This is a genomic window from Rhodococcus sp. F64268 (genome assembly GCF_023015605.1).
In the GTDB taxonomy this organism is placed as follows: Bacteria; Actinomycetota; Actinomycetes; order Mycobacteriales; family Mycobacteriaceae; genus Rhodococcus.
The window spans coordinates 495,137-516,004 of record NZ_JALKAI010000004.1 but is presented as its reverse complement, the minus strand read 5'-3'; the positions used below and the strand labels follow the sequence as shown (position 1 = coordinate 516,004).

Here is a 20,868-nt window from a genome sequence, read left to right as displayed (position 1 = left end):
GACTTCCTATCCGGCCGAGGCCGTTGCAGGGGTGTGCGTCGCCCGGTACTCGTCGACGATTTTCTGCGCCGACGAATGCAGATGACGCAGCAGAATCTCCTGATCGCACAGTGGGAATTCCGATACCACACGGGTTTCGAGCATCTTCTGGGTCGCTTCGAGCGTGTTGGAATCCTGCAGTGCGAATTCCTTGAACGTCACCGCAGCGATCTCCTGACGCAAGCGGTCCGTGGCGTTGCGAGGCGGCGCCATGTACATAGTGCCTTCGAAGATGTGGCGGTTGTACGCGGTCGGCCAGTAGTGATAGGTCAGGAACCAGCCCGGCTCCCACATGACGAGCATGAAGTTCGGGAAGAACACGTAGGAGTCGAGGCCCCACGAGGGATGCCGAGCGGGATTGAGTCCGGTGGGCAGATCGGCGAGACCGGGGATGTCGGGCTTGTCCCACGGACCGAAATTGCCACTGCGCAGGATACGTTCGATGGGTTTGACCATCGAAGGGTCCTTCGGCGGAGCCATTCCGCCCCACGACGACACCATTCCGTGCGGGCCGTCCACGTCGTAGTGCAGGGCTTCGAAGCCGTAGCCCTGGAGTTTTTGCGCTTCCTCCGTCACGTACTGCTTCGAGTGGAGAACCGGGGCGTGGTAGAACTCGGCGAACGCGTCGATGTAGAGCTTCCAGTTACTTCCCACCTCCGACCGGTATGTGAACCGTTGGGTGAGTTCACCGAACGGGAACCCTTCGAGTCCGGCCGCGAACTTGCCCAGGCTCTCGCGCAGCGGGTTCGTGTTCGAGTCGTCGAGGTTGACGAAGATGAACCCTTCCCACACGTCGACCTGGACGGGAGTGAGGTCGGCTGTGGATGGGTCTTCACCGATCGGGAATCGGCAGGCAGCGATCGTCCCATCGGTGTCTTCGATGATCAGCACGGTGACCTCTGCGATCACGATGTCTTGCGTGTAGCGGCGTTCGTCGTTCCGGAGTTGGTCGATACGACCGACATTGAGCCACGAGCGCTTGAAAATTGCCTCGCGTTCGAGGTCATAGTGTTCGGGGCTGATCGAATCCTCGTACGACATCGGCGTCGTACCGATTCCGTAGTGCGCGGTCCAGCTTCCTTCTTCTGGTTTCGGAAAGTGCGACATGTTCTCCAGGTCCTTCCGACCGGTGACGCTTGTGCGATGCAGTGTCTCGGGCCGGACTCGATAACATGACTGCCGGTCCAATTCGACGTGCAGCCGACGATATGGACCGACGGTCCAGTTGTCAACGGAAGGCTTCACGATGGCGGATCCACAGCCGAAGAAGGAGCGGAGCGACGCAGCACGCAATCGTCGCGCGATCCTCGACACCACCGACGCCCTCCTGGCCGCCCACGGCTCCGAGCACGTGTCGATCGACCAGATCGCGGCAGCGGCAGGCGTCGGCAAGGGCACGATCTTCCACCGCTTCGGAAGCCGTGCGGGCTTGATGCGAGAACTCGTGCGCGAGCGCGCCCTGGACCTGCGTGATGCCGTGACCGACGGTGAGCCGCCCCTCGGCCCGGGAGCACCTGCACCCGACCGGCTCCTGGCCTATTTCGATGCGATGTTCCGGCTCATCGTCGACAACGTCGAGCTCATGATCGCGTACGGCAATTCCACCAGCGAAGCTCAGGAAGACGAGATCAACGTGTTCTGGGCGCGACACATCGCCGCACTGCTGGCAGAAGCGCGGCCCGACGTCGACGCCACCGTCCTCGGTCGTCTACTCCTCGGCGCCCTGAACCCCGATGTGATCCTGCAGCACATCCGGGCGGGACAGACCGAACGACTCGCCCACGCTGTGCACAGCCTCGTGACGTCGGTCGTCGGTGAACCCGGACGCACCGACCGACGCACATAGGATTGCCCTATCGCTTGATGCGGTCGCAGGTCTTTGTCGCCGTCGTCACGGTCGTGATCGACTGGGAATCCCCGGACCGGTAGTCCGTGTGGACAGATGTCGACCAGGAGTGTCTCGTGAGCGAACTGCACCTTCCCAACCGTATCCGGCAGCTGGCGGTCTCCCAGCCGTCGGCGCCTGCGGTCACGGCCGAAGGCACAACCCTCACGTACGCGGAGTTCGACTCGTACACCAACAAGGTGGCCACAGCACTGACCGCGCTGGCGACGTCACCCGGCCGGGTCGGTGCACTGCTCCGCATGGGTCTACCCGGCGCGGCGGCATTCGTCGGTTGCGCGAAGGCCGGACTCGTCTTCACCCCCATCAACTGGCGCCTCAACCCCGACGAGATCGCGTGGATCGCAGCGGACGCGCAGCTCGGTGTGCTCATCGTCGAGGCAGACTTCGCCGACGCCGCCCGCGCTGTCGCCGCCGCGCTTCCGGATGTGCGCACCATCGTTGTCGGTGAGGCATCCCTCGACGGTGCCCGCAGCTGGGACGAACTTGTCGCATCGGGCGACGACACCGACCCGGGCCTCGGCGACGACCCTGAGACCGCGGTCCTGCAGCTCTATACTTCCGGCACCACCGGAAAACCCAAAGGCGTTGTCGCCGTGCATCGCAACCTCTACAACGTGCCCGAGAACTTCGAGCTCTACGAGTTCGACGACGATTCGGTGTCGTTGAATGCCCTCCCCCTGTTCCACATTGCCGGTTCCGGATGGACCAGCACATGCCTGTCCGCGGGTCTGCATCTGGTGCTGCTCGGCGAGATGCGCCCCGCGCTGGTGGCCGCGACGATCGCCGAGTACGGCGTCACCCACGCATTTCTCGTGCCCTCCGCGATCGGCATGATCCTCGAGTTGCCCGACCTCGCCGACTACGATCTGTCGAGCCTGAAGGTGGTCGCATACGGGGCGTCACCGATCACTCCGACGATGCTCGCGCGCACCATGGACACCCTCGGATGCCGCCTCGTGCAGCGCTACGGGATGACCGAGACGATGGGCGCACTCACCGCGTTGCGCGCCGAAGACCACGACCCGCACGGTCCACGCACGTATCTCCTTCGATCCGCAGGCACGCCGCTTCCAGGCACCGAGGTGCAGATCCGCGACATCGTCACGGGCGTGGCACTTCCGCAAGGCGAAACCGGCGAGATCGTCTCGCGATCGCGCAACAACGTCTCGGGGTACTGGCGCCGCGACCTCGAGAGCGCGTCGCTGTACACCTCCGACGGATTCCTGCGCACCGGGGACGCCGGCCACATCGACGAGGACGGCTACCTGTTCGTCACCGACCGCGTGAAGGACATGATCATCACCGGCGGGGAGAACGTGTACCCCGTCGAGGTGGAAGCGGTACTCGCCGAGCATCCCGCTGTCGCGGAGGTCGCCGTGGTCGGCCTACCCGACGAGCGCTGGGGCGAGGCGGTCACGGCGGTAGTGCGCTTGGTGAACGGCGTCGAGCGCCCGTCCGAAGCCGAACTCATCGCGTTCACGGTGGGTCGGCTCGCGTCGTACAAGAAGCCGCAGCGGATTCATATCGTCGCCGAACTGCCGCGCAATGCGAGCGGCAAGATCCTCAAGCGCACTCTGCGCGACACTCTCGGCACCCGAGTGGAGGCAACATCATGATCATCACCGAAGACATCGGTGTCGCCCAGCGCGAGGCGTGGGCCGCAAAGACCCTCCCACCGGTCGAGGAGGTGCGGCCGGGGCTGTGGTCGATTCCCGTCCCCATGCCGGGAAATGCATTGCGCTACGTCCTGATCTACGCACTCGCACTCGATACCGGACTCGCGTTGATCGACGTCGGCATGGACACCGAGGAGTCCTGGCAGGCTCTCGTCGACGGCATCGCCTCGACCGGCCACCACATCTCCGACGTCCGGTATGCGGCGATCACACACTTGCACCCCGACCACTTCGGTCTCGCTCCTCGACTACGTGAGACCACGGGCGCTGCGATCGCGATGCACACCGCCGAGGCAGCAGCACTGGGCCACTTCACTCCCACCGATGTGGCCGCCGACGTGGAAGCCTGGCGGGTGGATCTGACCGACCTCGGCGCTCCACCGGAGGTCGTCGCGGCACCCCGATTTGACCTCGTCCGGTTCAAGGCGGGTGAGTCGGCCGATTTCGTGTTGTCGGGTGGCGATCGCCTCGACCTGCCCGGATGGAACATCGAGGCGGTGTGGACACCCGGGCACACTCCGGGCCACCTCGCCTTCGTCGACCGCGACCACGACCTGCTGTTCAGTGGCGACCACATGCTGCCGCGCATCAGCCCGAACATCTCGTCCGGTCCTGGCGAACTCGAGTCCCCGTTGCATCGGTACCTGTTGTCGCTGCATGCGACGACCTCGTTGCCGGACTGCGAGGTGCTGCCCGCACACGAATACCGGTTCCGCGGTGTTGCCGAGCGCGCCCGGGAACTGATGGGACACCACGACGATCGTCTCGAGGAGATCCGCGCCGCGATCGAGGCACGCCCGGAGTCGACGGCGTGGGAGGTCACCACGCACATCACCTGGTCGCGGCCGATCGATGCGATGGACCCGAGGCTGCTCCGGCTCGCCGTCCGCGAGACACAGGCCCACCTGATCGTTCTTTCCGAACGAAATGTCATTCTCTCTGATGGAGGGACTCCTTCTCGATGGAGTCTCGCCACACCCGTCGCCGACCAGTAACGAAGGAAAAGCAGACATGAGCGTTGTTCTCACCGAGTTCGCCGACGGCATCGCCGTCTTCACTCTCAATCGCCCCGAGGCCAAGAACGCCGTCACCCTCGAGGTGTCCGAGGCACTCGCCGCCGCGATGGACGAATTCGAGGCACGCCCCGACCTGACCATCGGCATCCTCACGGGCGCGGGCGGAACGTTCTGCGCCGGCATGGATCTCAAGGCGTTCTCGCGCGGTGAGCGCCCCTCGATTCCCGGTCGCGGTTTCGGCGGCATCACCGAGGCACCGCCCACCAAGCCGCTCATCGCCGCGGTCGAAGGCTGGGCACTCGCGGGCGGATGCGAACTCGCGCTGTCCGCCGACCTGATCGTCGCGTCGCGCGAAGCGAAGTTCGGCATCCCCGAGGTCAAGCGTGGCCTCGCCGCCGCGGCCGGTGGCCTGCTGCGCCTGCCGAAGATCCTCCCGTACCCGCTGGCCATGGAGATGGCCATCACCGGCGACCCGCTCACCGCCGAGGTCGCCCTGCAGCACGGTCTCGTCAACCGGGTCACCGAACCGGGTGAGGCGCTGACCGTCGCGAAGGAACTCGCTGCACGCGTGGCTGCCAACGGACCGCTCGCGGTGAAGGCAACCAAGCAGGTCGTGGCGATGTCCGCGAAGTACACCGACCCCGACGCGTTCGTCGCGCAGCGCAAGTTCATCGACCCCGTGTTCGCATCGAACGATGCTCAGGAAGGCGCCAAGGCATTCGCCGAGAAGCGTGCTCCGGTCTGGACAGGCGCATAGAAAGAGCTTCCCGATGGAGCATCCGGCGGTGCGTTCGTGCGCACCGCCGGGCACCACAATCCGCCGACCGCCTAACATGAACGGGTGGACCTGCATCTCGTGACTTATTTCGTGGCCGTCATCGACCACGGCGGAATCACGAAAGCAGCTCAGGCTCTGTATATTTCACAGCCATCACTGTCGCAGGCCATCCGCACCTTCGAACGAAGGCTCGGCACCACCCTGTTCGACCGGACAGGTAGGCGCCTCACCCTCACCGAGGACGGCCGCACCCTCGAGATCGCGGCACGCCGCATACTCGTCGACGTCGAACGCGCGAAGAGCAAGGTCGCTGCGGTCCGCGAGCTCGAGGCAGGCCGAATCCAGATCGTGACCTACTCCGCGTTCTCGATCCATCCCGTCGTCGAACTCGTCCGACGGTTCCGAAGCCGCCACCCCGGCATCATGGTGTCGATCTCCGACTCCGACGGACCGGCGGGTGTGCACTCCGCCCTCCGGCGCGGCGAGGCCGAGATCGGAGTGACCGATCTGTCGGCCGAGCACGCAGGCATGATCACCGTTCCACTTCTCGAGCAGGAGATGGTCCTCGCTCTGCACCCCGACCTCGCGGCCGGCCTTCCCGACCCCGTCCCGCGCGAGATCGTCCGCAAGGTTCCCCTGGTCATCGATCTGGGATCACCCGCCGATGCCGCGAAAACCGGCGAGCTGCTGGGCTCCGACAATGTCGTTGTCGATTGCGCCCACCCCACTGCCATCTGGGGGTTCGTGATGCGCGGCACCGGAGCGACTGTGGTGCCCCGGCAGGTCGCCGAGAAGCAGATCCCCGGCGCGACCGTCCTGCGCCTCGACCCGCAGCTGCACCGTCCCGTCGGACTCGTTCTGCGAGCCGGGGAGCCGTCACCGGCAGCGGCCGCATTCATCTCTGCCGCAACCGGCACGAAACCGGGAGCGTAGACACCATGGAATTCCGCCAGATCGAATACTTCCTCGCAGTCGTCGAGAACGACGGCATCAACGGCGCGGCTGCCGCGCTCGGCGTCGCGCAGCCGACCGTGTCACAGGCGCTGCGCAGCCTCGAACGCGAGCTGAGTGTGCAGTTGTTCCACCGCATCGGCCGCGGCATGGTGCTCACCGCTGCCGGACACAGCCTCATCGGGCCGAGCCGCCAGATCCTGCGTGACGTGGCCGGGGTCGAAGAGCTGCTGACCTCCTCGTCGGCCGAGGTCACGGGCCGTCTCGACCTGATGGTATTCCCGGCGCTCGCAACCGGCCCGATCATCGATCTGGTCGCCCAGTTCAGGCGTGCTCACCCGAAAGCCACGGTGCGCTTCGGTGATCTCCGCACCGAGGGCGACTCGGCTTCGTTGATCCGCGACGGGCACTGCGAATTCGTGGTCGCGCATCTGCCGCTCGAAGGCAGGCTCGGACTCGACGTCATCGAGCTGGGCGAACAGGAGTACTGGATGGTGTATCCACCGGGAACCGAGCTGCCACCCGGCCCGGTCACGCTCTCGGCGATGCCCCCCATCCCGATGGTGTTCGTGCCGCGCGGAGGCGGGACGTTGAGCGACGAGTTCGATCACGAAATGCGCCAGGGAGGCCATCGGCCCCGCATCGCCGCACTCGCCAATCACCGCGAGGCGCGTCTGCCGATGGTGCTGGCGGGTGTCGGCGGGTCGCTGGTGGAGCGTTCGCTCGCCGAGTCCGTCCGTGACATTGCGGTCGTGCGGCCCTGCGAACCCACCTTCACCCGTACATTCGGCCTGGTGTTCGATCCCGCAGCGCTGTCGAAGGCCGGACGCGCGTTCGTCGACCTGGCAAAAACGGCAACGAACCGGACCTGAAGCGATCAGTGTTCCGCGAGCCACGCGAGGGCGGCGACGACGAGCGCTTCCACCCCGGTGTCCAGTGTGGGTTGCACGACCGGTGCGAACGCCGGTGAATGATTGACCGGGATGTCCTGCGCGACCCGGCCGCGTTCCACGGCGTTCCGATAGGCCGACGGGTCGATGCCACCGATACCCCAGTAGGTGTAGGGAACGCCGAGCGCATTCGGGATGTCGCTGAAATCCTCGCTGGCCGTCTGCCGGGGCAGTTCCCGGTACCGGTCACCGAAATGCTCCGCGAACGCGACCGCCACCCTTGCGGTCACTTCACCGTCGTTGCGTGTCAGCGGAAAACGTTCGTAGAGTTCGAATTCCGGTTCTCTCGGCGAATCCGAGGCCTGACATTCGGCAGTCACGATCCTGCGGATCGCGCGTAGCATCGTCTCGCGGGTGCCCTCATCGTAGGTACGCATGTTGAGTTGCAGCACCGCGCTGTCGGGGATCACGTTGCCCTTGCTGCCCGCGTGGACACTGCCCACGGTGAGCACTGCGGACTCGCCGGGCGCGGTCTCCCTCGATACGACGGTCTGGAGGCGCACGATGATCATCGCGGCGAGCACCACGGGATCGACCGCGGCCTGCGGCATGGAACCGTGCGCTCCCCGCCCGTACACGGTGATGCGCATGCTGTCCGCGGCGGACAGGACCGCTCCGGATCTGGTGCCGACGTCGCCGGCCGGTGCCGGAAGGACATGCTGAGCGAGCGCGACGTCGACGCCGGGCAGCAGTTCCGCGAGGCCGTCGTCGACCATGGCACGGGCGCCGTCGCCGGTTTCCTCGGCCTGCTGGAACAGCGTCACCAGGGTGCCCTGCCAATGGTGGGAGCCCTGCCGGAGCAGATCCGCCGCCCCGAGCAGTGCCGTGACGTGCACATCGTGCCCGCACGCGTGCATCACCGGCACATCATTTCCGTCTCCGTCGACCGTCCGGACGGTACTGGCGTAGGGGAGACCGGTCGCTTCTGCCACAGGCAGGGCGTCCATATCGGCGCGGAGCAGAACGGTGGGTCCGTGCCCGTTGCGCAGAATCCCGACGACGCCGGTGCCACCGATTCCCTCGTGCACCGCGTATCCGGTGTCGCGGAGGCGGCTTGCGACCTTGTTCGCAGTGGCGTGTTCCTGATGTGAGAGTTCCGGGTGCGCGTGCAGATCGCGGTAGAAGTCCTCCAGCCCACTGCGCACACTTGGTAGTGCGTCGAGGACCGCTCCAGCACGTGAAGACGAGATCATGCCTGACCACGGTAGCCCTCCTGGACATGATTTGGACGGCGAACGACCGGTGACACAGGCCTGCCCGCGGACGACGATGGAAACAATCACTCGTCCTCCTGCACGGAGATGACCGCTATGTCCACATCGATACCCGAACAGCCCTCGGCTTCCGTTGCCCGAACCGAATCCGTCGACGACTTCGCACAGCGCATCCTCGATGCCACACTCGGCGCGATCGACGTGTTCTCCATCTATCTCGGAGACCGGCTCGGGTGGTACCGCAGTCTGGCCTCGGACGGACCTGCGACGGCAGACGAACTTGCCGACCGCACCGGCACGCATCCGCGGTATGCGCGGGAATGGCTCGAGCAACAGGCTGCCACGGGCCTGCTCTCGGTCGATGATGCGGAACCTCCGCGGTTCACCCTCTCTGCGGCCGGTGCGGAAGTACTCACGGACGAGCGAAGCCTGTCGTACATGACTCCGCTGCCGCGGATCCTCACCGGCGGTGCCATGCAGATGCCTGCGTTGCTCGAGGCGTATCGCACGGGCAGCAGCGTCGGCTGGGCGCAGTACGGCAGCGATGCCCGGGAGTCCCAGGCCGACGTGAATCGTCCGTGGTTCGAACAGGCCCTGCCCGGCGCATTGCACTCCGTACCCGATCTCGACGAGTTGCTGCGCACCCCTGGTGCCGCGATCGCAGACATCGGGTGCGGCGGCGCATGGTCCACTCTCACGCTCGCGCGCACCTACCCGGATGCCTCAGTGCACGGTTTCGACATCGACGCCGCGACCGTCGAAATGGCCCGGTCGAATGTCGCGTCCGAACCCGAAGTAGCACAGCGCATCACGATTACCGAGACGGACGCAGCCGGGCTGCCGGAGTCGACGTTCCTGGCGGTGTTCGCATTCGAGTGCATCCACGACATGCCGCAGCCCGTCGAGGTGCTCTCGGCGGCACGCCGGTCACTGGCTCCCGGTGGCGTGGTGATCGTCATGGACGAGGCCGTAGCCGACGAATTCACGGCGCCCGGCGACGAGGTCGAGCGGCTCATGTACGGATACAGTCTGATGTTCTGTCTTCCCGACGGTATGAACCATCAGCCCAGCGTGGGGACAGGAACGGTCATGCGGCCCGCGACGCTGCGGCGATATGCGCACGAGGCCGGATTCGCCCGGATGGATGTCCTTCCCATCGAGAATTTCGGTTTCTTCCGTTTCTACCGGCTGTCGGGCGGGTGAAAGTCTGCAGCGTCCGGTAGACAGACGACCATGCCCACCGACTCGACGCTGTTGCTCGTTCTGGATCTGACCGGCACCTTCGTCTTCGCCCTCAACGGTGCACTGACCGCGGTCCGCGTCGCACGGGTCGACATCGTCGGCGTGGTGACCCTTGGCATGTTCACCGCGCTGGGCGGCGGCACGATCCGGGATGTCCTCCTCGATGCACTGCCCCCGGCCACCTTCCTCGACTGGCGTTATCTCGCGATCGCCGCGGCGGGCGGGTTGATCGCGTTCGGTCTGAGTCGCGTGCTCGACCGCCTCTCGTTTCCCATCACGGTCCTCGACGCGATCGGCTTGAGCGTGTTCGCGGTCCTCGGCGCCGCGAAAGCCCTGGCTCTGGATTTCGGCGTCGTGCAGGCCGTCATCGTCGGCACGATCACCGCGGTCGGCGGTGGCACGATCCGCGATGTCATGGTCATGCGGATTCCGACGGTGCTGACCAGCGAGCTCTACGCCATTCCCGCGCTGGTCGGTGCGGCCGGATTCGCCACCGCCCACAGTCTCGGTTTCGGTGGAACGGTAGCTCTTCTCAGCTCTGCCGCATTGTGTTTCGCAATTCGGATGCTCGGCGTGCAATTCTCCCTGCATGCTCCGAGACCACCCGGACAACATCTCGATCCGTAGATCGATGTCGACCGTCGTTCATCGCCGCGTCATCGGATGAGCAGCTCCTTGAGCGTATTCAGGTGGGTACGGGTGAGGGTGGCTGCGAGCCCGGCATCACGTGAGTCGATCGCGTCGTAGATGCGTTCGTGCGTGGCCTGGTCGGCGTCATCGCCGTGATCGCCTCGGTCGCGGAGCATGTCGACCATCGCCCGCCGGTTGCGCGGCGCGAAATGAGTGAACAACTCGAGAAGGATCGGACTGTGCGCCGCACGGAGGATGCCACGGTGGAACGCCATGTCGGTGTCGACGTGTTTCTCGACGTCGACGCGGTGGTGCGCGCGGTCGGTCAGCGCGCGGCGCAGGTCCTCGAGTTCCTCCGGTGTGCGACGTTCAGCGGCCAGTGCCGATGCCTCCACCTCGATCGCGATGCGCGCTTCGATGACGGCGACGATGTCGGCTCGATGCAGCACTGCATCCCAGTTCTCCGGAATATCGAGGGCGGTGACGAACACCCCTGCCCCTTGACGCGAAACGAGCACCCCCTGGCCGGCGAGTTGCCGGATCGCCTCACGCACGGTCGAGCGGCCGACTCCGAGCGCAGGGGCGAGTGTCGTCTCCCCGGGTAACTTGTCTCCCACGTTCCACTCGCCGTCTCTGATTCGCGACAACAGCAGGTCGGCAGCCTGTTCGGCGAGTGACTCACGACGGACGAGTGACATGTCGGCATTCTCCCATGCCGGACTCAGCACCCTCCAGCTCCTCAGCTTGTCTGAGTAGTTGTGGTAGCGTCGCCGCATGCTCATCCTCGGATTCCTCCTTCTTCGCCGCCACGGCGGGGTGTAGCCCGACCGGCTCCCGTCGTGGAGCCCGATCGCGCCGGTCGACATTTCACGACCCGTAGAAGGAACCACGAACATGACCGCCTTCCCCAGCATCAACACTCCAGCCGGACCGGTACCCGCCGATGCTCCGTCCTGGAATCGGCAGACGCACTCACAGATGCCCTCCCACCGTTACCGTGATGTGTACTCACGTGTGGAAGTGCCACTCACAGAGCGTGACTGGCCGTCCAAGCGCATGACGGCAGCTCCCCTGTGGGTGCCGGTCGACCTGCGCGACGGCAATCAGGCGCTGGCCGAGCCGATGGACCCCACCCGCAAGCGCCGTTTGTTCGAACTGATGGTCGCGATGGGTTACAAGGAGATCGAGGTCGGCTATCCGTCGGCCTCGCAGACCGACTACGACTTCATCCGTCTCATCGCCGACACCGACATCGCACCCGGCGATGTCACCATCGTCGTATTCACCCCTGCCCGCCGCGACCTCATCGAGCGCACCGTGGAGTCGATCCGCGGTGTCCGCAATGACGTTGTCGTCCACATGTACACGGCGACCGCACCGACATGGCGCGATGTCGTGCTCGGGCACGGCCGCACTGCACTCACAGAGTTGATCGTCTCCGGCGGACGCGACGTACTGGAGTTCGCCGGCGACCTGGAGAATGTGCGCTTCGAGTTCTCGCCCGAGGTCTTCAACCTCACCGAACCCGACTACGCCCTCGAGGTCTGCGACGACATGACGACGCTGTGGGATGCCTCGGCGCAGCGTCCCGTCATCGTCAACCTTCCCGCGACCGTCGAGATCGCAACGCCGAACGTCTATGCCGATCAGATCGAATACATGCACAAGAACCTCACTCGCCGTGATGCAGTGATCCTGTCCGTACACCCACACAACGACCGCGGTACCGGGGTCGCGTGTGCCGAACTCGCCGTCCTGGCCGGAGCACAGCGCGTCGAAGGCTGCATTTTCGGCAACGGGGAGCGCACGGGCAATGTCGATATCGCCACCCTCGCTCTGAACCTGCATGCGCAGGGCGTCGATCCGATGATCGACTTCTCCGACATCGACGAGATCCGCCGCACCGTCGAGCACGCCAACCGTATCGAGATCAATCCCAGACATCCGTATGTCGGAGACCTCGTGCACACCGCTTTCAGTGGCACTCACCAGGACGCGATCAAGAAGGGTTTCGCCGAGCACCATGCCCGCGCGGCCGCCGAGGGCCGTCGAGTCAGCGAGACCGAGTGGCGCGTGCCGTACCTGCCCATCGATCCCGCCGACCTCGGCCGCAGCTACGATGCCGTCATCCGGGTGAACTCGCAGTCCGGTAAGGGCGGAATCGCCTACCTGCTGGAAACCGAGTACGGCATCGAACTGCCCCGGCGTCTGCAGATCGACTTCGCCCGCCACGTACAGAAGCACACCGACGCCACCGGCAGCGAGGTCACCGCATCACAACTGTGGGACATCTTCGAGGCCGAGTACATCGTTACGCCGGGTGGCAAGCCCGCCATCGAACTGACGGGCTTCGATACCACCGAGGAAACCACGACTCTCACACTGCGCGTGGATAACTCCGAGCACTCCAGCTCGCATCACGGCGTCGGCCCGGTGGAGGCCGTCACCGAAGCACTCGCTCGTGTCGGGATCTCGCTGGACGTCCTCGCCCTGCATCAGACCAGCATCGGCTCCGGCAGCGGCGCTCCGGCGCCGTCAGCGCTCGAGGACAGCGACGCGCTCACCCTGATCGAGTACCGCAGGGGCACAGTCACGCGGTGGGCTGCCGGCAAGAGCCGATCCGTGCTGACCGCCACCCTCGAGTCCCTCATCGGCGCCGCGAACACCGGCCCGAGTGCAGCCCTCACAGGTGATCAGACCTCGGTGGTCACCGACTGCGTCAGTACCGATTTGGCCCACCGGTAATCTGCCTTGCCTGCGGGGGAGCGGACGATCTGCGGCATCACGACGACGTGCCGGGGGACCTTGTACCCGGCGATGACGGTCCGGCAGTGTTCGGCGAGCTCCTCCTGCGTCGGCTCGTGCGCACCCTCGCGTAGCTGTACGACCACCGACACCGTCTCGCCCAGACGGGGATCCGGTACGCCGGTGACGAGTGCATCCTCCACTGCGGGATGCCCCTTGACCGCCTCCTCGACCTCCTCGGCGTAGATCTTCTCGCCACCACTGTTGATGCACGCCGAGCCGCGGCCGAGCACGATGATCGAGCCGTCCGCCTCGACCGTGGCGAGGTCGCCGAGCAGCGACATCCGTGTGCCGTCCACGACGGGAAAGGTGGCGGCGGTCTTCTCGGGGTCGTTGAAGTAACCCACCGGTACGTGACCGACCCGCGCAAGGTAGCCGATGGCGTCCGAGCCCGGTTCGATCGTCGAATAGTCGGTGTCGACGACGCGCACCTTCGGGGACGCGGGCAGTCTCTGTTTGCCGTCCTCGCCGGGGGTGAGGGCACCATTGGCTCCCGATTCGGACGAGCCGAAAGAGTTGAGCAGCATGACGTTGGGGAGCAGTTCCTTCAGGCGGTCGCGCACGCTGACCGACCACAGCGCACCTCCCGAACCGATGACGATCAGCGAGCTGAGGTCGAACTCGTCGCGACGCTCCGCGAGGACGTCGGCGATGGGCCGGCTGATGGCATCTCCGACGACCATGAGCACGGCGGCCTTGTGCTCGTCGATCCGACGCAGCGCCTCCGCGGGTTCGAAGTTCCGCATGATCACCTGGGGGAAGCCCATGAACAGGCCCATGAACACGGCGTACATGGCAGCGCCGTGCATGAGCGGAGCGGTGACGACATACGTCAACGGGTGTTCGTTGGCGGCGGCCGCGGCAGCGAGCGATTCGGGGCTGTCGTGCGGGTCGCCGTACGCGTTGCCTCCGCCGAGTGCGGCGAAGTAGAAGTCCTCGTGCCGCCACATCACGCCCTTGGGCATGCCGGTGGTGCCGCCCGTGTAGAGGATGTAGAGGTCGTCGTCGCTGCGCGGAGCGAAGTCGCGCTCATCCGAGGCGTCCGCGACGGCGTCGTCGTACCGCACGACGGTGACCTCGGCGAGCGCTGCTGCGTCATCGAGCGCCGGCGTGGGAGCATCTCCGACGACCACGATGTGCCGCAGGTGGGGACAGTCGGGCAAAACCTCGGCGACGACGTCGGTCAGGTCTGCGTCCACCACGAGCGCGACGAGTTCGGCATTGTTGTAGAGGTAGTCGAGTTCGGCGCCCACGTATCGGAAGTTGATATTGATCGGGACGGCCCTGATCTTCATTGTGCCGAGCATCGTGTCGAGGTATTCGAGACTGTTGCGCATGTGCAGTCCGACATGGTCGCCGGGTGCGACCCCCGCTGCGGCGAGGTGATGACCGATCCGGTTGGCGGCGGCATCGTATTGCGCGTAGGTGTGCGATCGGTCGCCGCAGACGATGGCCGTGCGATCGGGAATCGCGTCGACCACCGCTTCGGTGAGGTCGGCCAGATTCAGAGACATTGTGCTGTTCCTTCCGATCGGTCGTGCAACGGCGCCGCTCGCATCTCTGCCCGAAATGTGCCGTACGCCACTCTGGGCAAAAGTAGAACACATATCAGTTCTGGCATCAATGGGTGCGTCCGACCAGCGGAAACAAGCAACGGTCGGCCGGCAGATGCCGGCCGACCGTTGTCGGGGGAACTCAAACGTGACGACGAATCAGGACACGCGTTCGAAGATCGCAGCGAGGCCCTGGCCGCCGCCGATGCACATGGTCTCGAGGGCGTAGCGGCCCTCACGTCGGTGCAACTCGCGGGCCAGTGTCGCGAGCATGCGACCACCGGTCGCGCCGACCGGATGACCGAGCGAGATACCGGAACCGTGGATGTTGGTGCGCTCGAAATCTGCGGCACCGAACTTCCACTCACGGGTCACGGCCAGCGCCTGCGCCGCGAACGCCTCGTTGAGTTCGATGACGTCGACATCGGCAAGCGTGATACCGGCCTTCGCGAGTGCGATCTCGGTCGCGGGCACGGGGCCGATGCCCATGACCTTGGGCGCAACACCAGCCACACCCCACGACACGATACGCACGAGCGGGGTCAAGCCGAGCTCCGCAGCCTTCTCCGGTGTCGTGACGATCGCCATCGACGCGGCATCATTCTGCCCGCTGGCGTTGCCGGCCGTGACGGTGGCGCCGGGATCCTGCTTGCCCATGATCGGCCGCAGCGACGAGAGGGTCTCGACAGTGGTGTCGGCACGGGGATGCTCGTCGGTGTCGATGGTCTGGTCGCCCTTACGCGAGGGCACGGTGACCGGGATGATCTCCTCGGCGAGGATGCCGGCCTGCTGAGCGGCCACCGCGCGGCGGTGCGACTCTGCGGCGAGCTCATCCTGCTCCTGACGGCTGATGCCGTACTCGGCGCGCAGGTTCTCGGCAGTCTCGATCATGCCGCCGGGAACCGGGTAGTGCTTGCCTCCGGCAGTCGAGCGGGCACGGACCAGGCCGTCGTGCATCTGCACACCGGTGCGTGCACCGCCCCAGCGGATGTCCGTCGAGTAGAACGCTGCGTTGCTCATCGACTCGGTGCCACCGGCGACGACGAGTTCGTTGTCGCCGTTGCCGACCTGCAGCGCAGCCTGGATCACGGCCTGCAGGCCGGAGCCACACCGACGGTCGATGTGCATGCCGGGCACGGTGACCGGAAGCCCGGCGTCGAGAGCGACGACACGACCGATGGCCGGGGCCTCACTGTTGCCGTTGCAGTGGCCGAGAATGACGTCACCGACCTCGTCGGGAGACACACCCGTCCGATCGAGCAGACCCTTCAGTGCCGTGACACCGAGATCGACGGCAGTGAGGGACTTGAACATTCCGCCGTAGCGACCGATAGGGGTACGAACCGGCTCACAGATGACAACTTCGCGCATGATGACCTTTCGGGAAGAGAACGTGACGACAGAGACCGTCACATGAAGCGGCCGCCGGTGACCTCGAGGACGGTGCCGGTCATGTAGGACGACATGTCGGAAGCGAGGAACAGTGCAACAGAAGCAATTTCATCGACCTCGCCCGGACGGCCCATCGGGATCTCGGCCATCTTGCCGTCCCATGCCTTCTGCGGCATGGCCTCGGTCATCGCCGAGCGGATCAGGCCGGGCTGGATCGCGTTGACACGGACGCCGTGGTGCGCCATCTCCTTCGCTGCCGCCTTGGTGAGACCCACGATGCCCGCCTTCGCCGCGGAGTAGTTGGTCTGGCCGACCATGCCGACCTTGCCGGACAGCGATGAGATGTTGACGATTGCGCCGCGCTTGGCCTCGCGCATGATCGCGGCAGCCTTGCGGGTGCCGTGCCAGGTGCCCTTGAGATGCACGGAAATGACGAGGTCGAAATCCTCCTCGGTCATCGTGCGCATCGTCGCGTCGCGGGTGATACCTGCGTTGTTGACCACGACATCGAGAGAACCGAACCCGTCGACAGCCTCTGCGAGGAGAGTGTCCCAATCGGCGGATTCGACGACGTTCGCCTTGACCGCGCGAGCGACGTCGCGTCCGCCGAGCTTCTCCGCTGCTGCGGTGGCGGCGTCGAGATCGAGGTCGCCGATGACGACTCGGGCGCCGGCGTCGACGAAGTTCTGGGCGATCGCGAAGCCGATACCCTGGGCGCCGCCGGTGATCACGGCGGTACGGTTCTCCAACAGCGACATCTGAAATCCTTTCGAGGGGAACTGAGTTGTCCCCGAAACGGGTCGATGTCTTCGAATATATCCACGCAACGACCCGAATCACCCCACGAAATCCATCGAGACTGCCTATATGGGAATGGCGCCATTCGTATTGGACACCACCCGAGACTGCCTCGAAAGTGGTAGGCATGACACTTGCGACTCCGACCCCCGAGGTCGACGAAGACGACTTCCGCGAGATCCTCGCCCAGACCCGCGCGTTCGTGCGCAATGTCGTGGTCCCCCGCGAGCAGGAGATCGCCGACACCAACGCAATTCCCGACGACATTCGACAGGCCGCCAAGGACATGGGCCTGTTCGGATACGCGATCCCGCAAGCGTGGGGCGGTCTCGGCCTGAACCTCCAGCAGGACGCCGAACTCGCCATGGAACTCGGCTACACCACCCTGTCGCTTCGCTCGATGTTCGGCACCAACAACGGCATCGCCGGTCAGGTTCTCGTCAATTTCGGCACCGACGAGCAGAAGCAGCAGTGGCTCGAGGGCATCGCCTCCGGCGACGTCGTCGCGTCGTTCGCGCTCACCGAGCCCGGCGCCGGCTCCAACCCGTCGGGCCTGCGCACCAAGGCCGTCCGTGACGGCGACGACTGGGTGATCACCGGCGAGAAACGCTTCATCACCAACGCGCCGCTCGCGAACCTGTTCGTCGTGTTCGCCCGCACCCGCCCGGCCGACAGCGACGGCACCGGTATCGCGGTGTTCCTCGTCCCCGCCGACACCGAAGGCGTGCAAGTCTCCGGCAAGGACGCCAAGATGGGCCAGGAAGGCGCCTGGACGGCAGACGTGCACTTCAACGAGGTACGGGTGCCGAATTCGGCTCTCGTCGGCGGCAGCGAGGACGTCGGATACAAGGCCGCGATGGTTTCCCTCGCGCGCGGTCGCGTCCACATCGCTGCGCTGTCGGTCGGACAGGCACAGCGCGCGCTCGACGAGTCCGTCGAGTACGCGGCCACCGCAACTCAGGGCGGTAACCCGATCGGCAACTTCCAGCTTGTGCAGGCGATGATCGCCGATCAGCAGACCGGTGTGATGGCCGGCCGCGCCCTCGTGCGCGACGCCGCGAAGGCGTGGGTGGAGGAGACCGACCGCCGCATCGCTCCGTCGGTGGCGAAGCTGTACTGCACCGAGATGGTCGGCAAGGTCGCCGATCTTGCCGTGCAGATCCACGGCGGCACCGGGTACATGCGCGAGGTGCCGGTCGAGCGCATCTACCGCGACGTGCGTCTGCTGCGCCTGTACGAGGGCACCAGCGAGATCCAGCGTCTGATCATCGGCGGCGGACTCGTCAAGCAGGCCCAGCGCTCGTCGTAACCGCTTCACGCACAGACAGCCACACCTCGTCGACGGGGTGTGGCTGTCTCGTTCGTGCGCGAACTCCACCCGTGAAACACCAACCGCCCGTGCGCAGATCCGGTATGGGTCTACCGGAGCCATGCACGGGCGGCGGTTCGCTGCGTTATTCCAGCTGGGCGCGCAGGTCGGTCTTGAGAATCTTTCCGGCGGCAGAGGTCGGCAGCGCATCCAGGATCACGATGTCCCGGATCTTCTTGTACGGCAGTACACGTTCGGCCACGTACGCCATGAGTTCGTCCTCATCGACCTCGGCACCCGCGACAGGCACGACGAATGCCACGGGCTCCTGCCCTGTCGTACCCACATCGCGACCGACCACCGCAGCGGTCGACACGGACGGATGCGTCACGAGGATCTCCTCGAGCTCACGCGGATACACGTTGTAGCCCTTGTAGATCAGCATGTCCTTCGCGCGGTCCGCGATGAACAGATAACCGTCGTCGTCGCGGTAGGCGATGTCACCGGTCGCGAGCCAGCCGTCCACGTACTGCTCCGCCGTGATCTCGGGGTGACCGAGATACCCGTCGGTGACCTGCGGGCCACGAACCCACAGTTCGCCACGTTCGTTCGGACCGGCCGTCGCCGTCATGTCACCTTGCGGCCGGATCTCGATCTCGGTGTCGAAGACAGGAAGGCCGACGCTTCCGATCCGATATCGGAGACCCCGGGCCAGTGGCATGGCGGTGACCACGCACGTGCCCTCGGTCAGCCCGTAACCCTCGGCAACGGTCGCGTTGGGGAATGCGACGGCAAGTGCCTCGAGAGTGACATGGTCGATCGGAGCCGCGCCCGACGACACCACCCGCACCGTCGACAGGTCGCGGGTCGCGACATCCGGGTGCGTGGCAAGCGCGTGCCACATCGCGGGGCTGCCCGTGATGTAGCCGGCGCGATGGATCTCGATCAGTTCGAGCATGCGGGCCGGGTCGAAGCGGCCCGCGAGCACCTGTGTGAGACCGCAGGCCAGCAGGAACGACGTATTGATCAGCGCATGTGCGTGAAACAGAGGCGACACGACGATCGTCGACCCCTCGCCCGGAACGACGCCCGCGATGTCGAGGCCGTCGATCTTCTCGAGCGACACCAGACCATCCTTCACCACGGTCTGGTACCCGGCACGCCACCCGCACATCTGCGTCACGTTGCCGACGACGTTGCGGTGCAGAACCCGCACGCCCTTCGAAATGCCGGTGGTGCCACCGGTGTACGCGATGTGTGCGACATCGTCACCGCCGACCTGCGCAGGTGCGAACTCGGTGGCGTGACCGGCCAGCAACTCGTCGAACCGGACCGCCTCGACCGCACCGGTCTCGACAGGCTCGTCGGACACGACCGCGACGAGACGGATCGTGGTGCCTGCCGCAGCACCGAGCAGCGTGGGGAGCTGCTGCGGTTGGGACACGGCTGCGACGGCTCCGGTCTCCTCGATCTGACGCCGAAGACCCGGCTCGGGCTGAAGCGGATTCACAAGGGTCACGGCCGCACCGACACGCAACGCGCCGTAATACGCGATGTGGAACTCTGCGCAGTTGCCGAGATGCATGAGCACCACGTCGTGTTCGGCGACACCGGCGGCGCTCAACGCACCTGCGAACTGCGCCGACTTCTCGTCGAGCTCGCGGTACGACAGAACCCGATCACCGTCGACGACCGCAGCGCGGTCGCCGTACATGGCGGCGAGACTCGGCGCCCACACCGCCATCGAAACCTGTGGGTAGGACAACGACGTGTCTGCCCAACCGAATTGAACGGAAGTCATCTTCGATCCCCGGATCAGCGCGGGGCCATACGGATGGCACCGTCCAGGCGGATGGTCTCACCGTTGAGGTAGCCGTTCTCGAGGATCGATGCGGCGAGACGACCGAACTCCTCCGGACGGCCCATACGCGACGGGTTCGGCACAGTGGCCTCGAGCGATGCACGGACGTCGTCGCGCAGACGCGCGAGCAGCGGCGTGTCCATGATGCCCGGGGCGATCGTGTTGACTCGGATGTTCTTGCTTGCAAGATCGCGGGCAGCGACGATCGTCATGCCGACGATGCCTGCCTTGGACGCCGAGTAGTTGATCTGGCCGATCTGGCCTTCGTACGCTGCTGCAGACGCCGTCATCACGACCACTCCGCGCTCACCGTCGATCGGCTCGAGCTGCGCCATGCGCTCGGCGCCCAGGCGCAGCGCGTTGAACGATCCGATCAGGTTGAGGCGGATGACGAACTCGAAGTCCTCGAGCGAGCCGGCCTTGCCTTCCTTGTCGAGGATCCGCATCTTGCGGCCGGCACCGGCGCAGTGCACGACGCCGCGCAGTCCGCCGCGCTCGTGCGCGACATCGAGTGCGGCGGCAAACTGCTCCGCATCAGTGACGTCCGCACCCGCGAACGTCGCACCGTCACCGAGATCCTTGGCGACATCGGCGCCGTTCGACGACGGCAGATCGATGAGGGTGACGTTGCCGCCTGCGGCGAGCACGCGCTGGGCGGTGGCAAGTCCGAGCCCGGAGGCACCACCGGTGATTGCGACGGAAAGACCCTTGAGTTCCATTATTTTCGATCCTTGATGTGAGTTATGTG

At 65.6% G+C, this 20,868-nt stretch carries 18 protein-coding genes; 10 read left to right on the top strand and 8 right to left on the bottom strand.

The window, feature by feature from the left end:
• Positions 1-6: 6 nt before the first annotated feature.
• The gene (locus MWU77_RS12755) at positions 7-1,146 is read right to left on the bottom strand and encodes an SRPBCC family protein (protein ID WP_247273862.1); all 1,140 of its coding nucleotides are present in this window, start codon (positions 1,144-1,146) and stop codon (positions 7-9) included.
• A 139-nt stretch (positions 1,147-1,285) separates the two neighbouring features.
• Here MWU77_RS12755 and MWU77_RS12750 point away from each other — a divergent pair, with 139 nt between their 5' ends.
• The 6 genes from MWU77_RS12750 (at position 1,286) to MWU77_RS12725 (ending at position 7,238) form a co-directional block, all read left to right on the top strand.
• Positions 1,286-1,885, top strand: coding sequence for a TetR/AcrR family transcriptional regulator (locus MWU77_RS12750; RefSeq protein WP_169689407.1), 600 nt, complete (start codon positions 1,286-1,288; stop codon positions 1,883-1,885).
• A gap of 116 nt (positions 1,886-2,001) precedes the next feature.
• Positions 2,002-3,561 carry a long-chain-fatty-acid--CoA ligase gene (locus tag MWU77_RS12745; protein ID WP_247273861.1) on the top strand — a complete coding sequence of 520 codons (1,560 nt, stop codon included), beginning with the start codon at positions 2,002-2,004 and terminating at the stop codon, positions 3,559-3,561.
• Positions 3,558-4,616 carry an MBL fold metallo-hydrolase gene (locus tag MWU77_RS12740; RefSeq protein WP_169689405.1) on the top strand — a complete coding sequence of 353 codons (1,059 nt, stop codon included), beginning with the start codon at positions 3,558-3,560 and terminating at the stop codon, positions 4,614-4,616. Before MWU77_RS12745 ends, MWU77_RS12740 begins: the two co-directional genes overlap by 4 nt.
• Before the next feature lie 16 nt (positions 4,617-4,632).
• On the top strand, positions 4,633-5,394 hold the full coding sequence (locus MWU77_RS12735; RefSeq protein WP_169689404.1) for a crotonase/enoyl-CoA hydratase family protein: 762 nt from the start codon (positions 4,633-4,635) through the stop codon (positions 5,392-5,394).
• An 84-nt stretch (positions 5,395-5,478) separates the two neighbouring features.
• Positions 5,479-6,348 carry a LysR family transcriptional regulator gene (locus MWU77_RS12730; protein WP_169689403.1) on the top strand — a complete coding sequence of 290 codons (870 nt, stop codon included), beginning with the start codon at positions 5,479-5,481 and terminating at the stop codon, positions 6,346-6,348.
• A 5-nt stretch (positions 6,349-6,353) separates the two neighbouring features.
• Positions 6,354-7,238, top strand: a complete 885-nt coding sequence (locus tag MWU77_RS12725) for a LysR family transcriptional regulator (RefSeq protein WP_169689402.1) — start codon at positions 6,354-6,356, stop codon at positions 7,236-7,238.
• A gap of 5 nt (positions 7,239-7,243) precedes the next feature.
• Here MWU77_RS12725 and MWU77_RS12720 read toward each other — a convergent pair whose 3' ends face one another.
• A complete protein-coding gene (locus tag MWU77_RS12720; protein WP_247273860.1) occupies positions 7,244-8,509 on the bottom strand; it encodes an amidohydrolase in 1,266 nt (421 codons plus the stop codon).
• Between the two features lie 117 nt (positions 8,510-8,626).
• Here MWU77_RS12720 and MWU77_RS12715 point away from each other — a divergent pair, with 117 nt between their 5' ends.
• Positions 8,627-9,733 carry a trans-aconitate 2-methyltransferase gene (locus MWU77_RS12715; RefSeq protein WP_374229860.1) on the top strand — a complete coding sequence of 369 codons (1,107 nt, stop codon included), beginning with the start codon at positions 8,627-8,629 and terminating at the stop codon, positions 9,731-9,733.
• A gap of 30 nt (positions 9,734-9,763) precedes the next feature.
• On the top strand, positions 9,764-10,399 hold the full coding sequence (locus MWU77_RS12710; RefSeq protein ID WP_169689399.1) for a trimeric intracellular cation channel family protein: 636 nt from the start codon (positions 9,764-9,766) through the stop codon (positions 10,397-10,399).
• A gap of 29 nt (positions 10,400-10,428) precedes the next feature.
• Here MWU77_RS12710 and MWU77_RS12705 read toward each other — a convergent pair whose 3' ends face one another.
• Positions 10,429-11,100, bottom strand: coding sequence for a FadR/GntR family transcriptional regulator (locus MWU77_RS12705; RefSeq protein ID WP_247274117.1), 672 nt, complete (start codon positions 11,098-11,100; stop codon positions 10,429-10,431).
• Between the two features lie 196 nt (positions 11,101-11,296).
• On the opposite strand from MWU77_RS12705, the gene MWU77_RS12700 reads away from it, so the two are divergent.
• Positions 11,297-13,147, top strand: coding sequence for a 2-isopropylmalate synthase (locus MWU77_RS12700; RefSeq protein ID WP_169689398.1), 1,851 nt, complete (start codon positions 11,297-11,299; stop codon positions 13,145-13,147).
• Here MWU77_RS12700 and MWU77_RS12695 read toward each other — a convergent pair.
• From MWU77_RS12695 to fabG, 3 genes are all read right to left on the bottom strand, one after another.
• The gene (locus tag MWU77_RS12695) at positions 13,096-14,721 is read right to left on the bottom strand and encodes an acyl-CoA synthetase (RefSeq protein WP_169689397.1); all 1,626 of its coding nucleotides are present in this window, start codon (positions 14,719-14,721) and stop codon (positions 13,096-13,098) included. The genes MWU77_RS12700 and MWU77_RS12695 overlap by 52 nt on opposite strands.
• A 198-nt stretch (positions 14,722-14,919) precedes the next feature.
• The gene (locus tag MWU77_RS12690; RefSeq protein WP_247273858.1) at positions 14,920-16,131 is read right to left on the bottom strand and encodes an acetyl-CoA C-acetyltransferase; all 1,212 of its coding nucleotides are present in this window, start codon (positions 16,129-16,131) and stop codon (positions 14,920-14,922) included.
• A 38-nt stretch (positions 16,132-16,169) separates the two neighbouring features.
• Positions 16,170-16,910: a 3-oxoacyl-ACP reductase FabG gene (fabG, locus tag MWU77_RS12685; RefSeq protein ID WP_247273857.1), complete on the bottom strand. Its 741-nt coding sequence runs from the start codon at positions 16,908-16,910 to the stop codon at positions 16,170-16,172.
• 167 nt (positions 16,911-17,077) lie between these two features.
• On the opposite strand from fabG, the gene MWU77_RS12680 reads away from it, so the two are divergent.
• Positions 17,078-18,259 (top strand): acyl-CoA dehydrogenase family protein, encoded by a 1,182-nt coding sequence (locus MWU77_RS12680; RefSeq protein ID WP_247273856.1) that lies wholly within the window; start codon positions 17,078-17,080, stop codon positions 18,257-18,259.
• Positions 18,260-18,404: 145 nt separating this feature from the next.
• On the opposite strand, the gene MWU77_RS12675 is transcribed toward MWU77_RS12680, so the two are convergent.
• On the bottom strand, positions 18,405-20,060 hold the full coding sequence (locus MWU77_RS12675; protein WP_247273855.1) for a class I adenylate-forming enzyme family protein: 1,656 nt from the start codon (positions 20,058-20,060) through the stop codon (positions 18,405-18,407).
• Between the two features lie 14 nt (positions 20,061-20,074).
• Positions 20,075-20,839, bottom strand: a complete 765-nt coding sequence (locus tag MWU77_RS12670; protein ID WP_169689387.1) for an SDR family NAD(P)-dependent oxidoreductase — start codon at positions 20,837-20,839, stop codon at positions 20,075-20,077.
• Positions 20,840-20,868 lie beyond the last annotated feature (29 nt).

What these genes read in the sequence shown, in the direction of transcription:
- MWU77_RS12755 (WP_247273862.1), bottom strand. Translation starts at nt 1,146, where the DNA reads ATGTCGCACTTTCCGAAACCAGAAGAAGGAAGCTGGACCGCGCACTAC.
- MWU77_RS12750 (WP_169689407.1), top strand. Translation starts at nt 1,286, where the DNA reads ATGGCGGATCCACAGCCGAAGAAGGAGCGGAGCGACGCAGCACGCAAT.
- MWU77_RS12740 (WP_169689405.1), top strand. Translation starts at nt 3,558, where the DNA reads ATGATCATCACCGAAGACATCGGTGTCGCCCAGCGCGAGGCGTGGGCC.
- MWU77_RS12735 (WP_169689404.1), top strand. Translation starts at nt 4,633, where the DNA reads ATGAGCGTTGTTCTCACCGAGTTCGCCGACGGCATCGCCGTCTTCACT.
- MWU77_RS12725 (WP_169689402.1), top strand. Translation starts at nt 6,354, where the DNA reads ATGGAATTCCGCCAGATCGAATACTTCCTCGCAGTCGTCGAGAACGAC.
- MWU77_RS12720 (WP_247273860.1), bottom strand. Translation starts at nt 8,509, where the DNA reads ATGATCTCGTCTTCACGTGCTGGAGCGGTCCTCGACGCACTACCAAGT.
- MWU77_RS12715 (WP_374229860.1), top strand. Translation starts at nt 8,627, where the DNA reads ATGTCCACATCGATACCCGAACAGCCCTCGGCTTCCGTTGCCCGAACC.
- MWU77_RS12710 (WP_169689399.1), top strand. Translation starts at nt 9,764, where the DNA reads ATGCCCACCGACTCGACGCTGTTGCTCGTTCTGGATCTGACCGGCACC.
- MWU77_RS12705 (WP_247274117.1), bottom strand. Translation starts at nt 11,100, where the DNA reads ATGTCACTCGTCCGTCGTGAGTCACTCGCCGAACAGGCTGCCGACCTG.
- MWU77_RS12700 (WP_169689398.1), top strand. Translation starts at nt 11,297, where the DNA reads ATGACCGCCTTCCCCAGCATCAACACTCCAGCCGGACCGGTACCCGCC.
- MWU77_RS12695 (WP_169689397.1), bottom strand. Translation starts at nt 14,721, where the DNA reads ATGTCTCTGAATCTGGCCGACCTCACCGAAGCGGTGGTCGACGCGATT.
- MWU77_RS12690 (WP_247273858.1), bottom strand. Translation starts at nt 16,131, where the DNA reads ATGCGCGAAGTTGTCATCTGTGAGCCGGTTCGTACCCCTATCGGTCGC.
- fabG (WP_247273857.1), bottom strand. Translation starts at nt 16,910, where the DNA reads ATGTCGCTGTTGGAGAACCGTACCGCCGTGATCACCGGCGGCGCCCAG.
- MWU77_RS12680 (WP_247273856.1), top strand. Translation starts at nt 17,078, where the DNA reads ATGACACTTGCGACTCCGACCCCCGAGGTCGACGAAGACGACTTCCGC.
- MWU77_RS12675 (WP_247273855.1), bottom strand. Translation starts at nt 20,060, where the DNA reads ATGACTTCCGTTCAATTCGGTTGGGCAGACACGTCGTTGTCCTACCCA.
- MWU77_RS12670 (WP_169689387.1), bottom strand. Translation starts at nt 20,839, where the DNA reads ATGGAACTCAAGGGTCTTTCCGTCGCAATCACCGGTGGTGCCTCCGGG.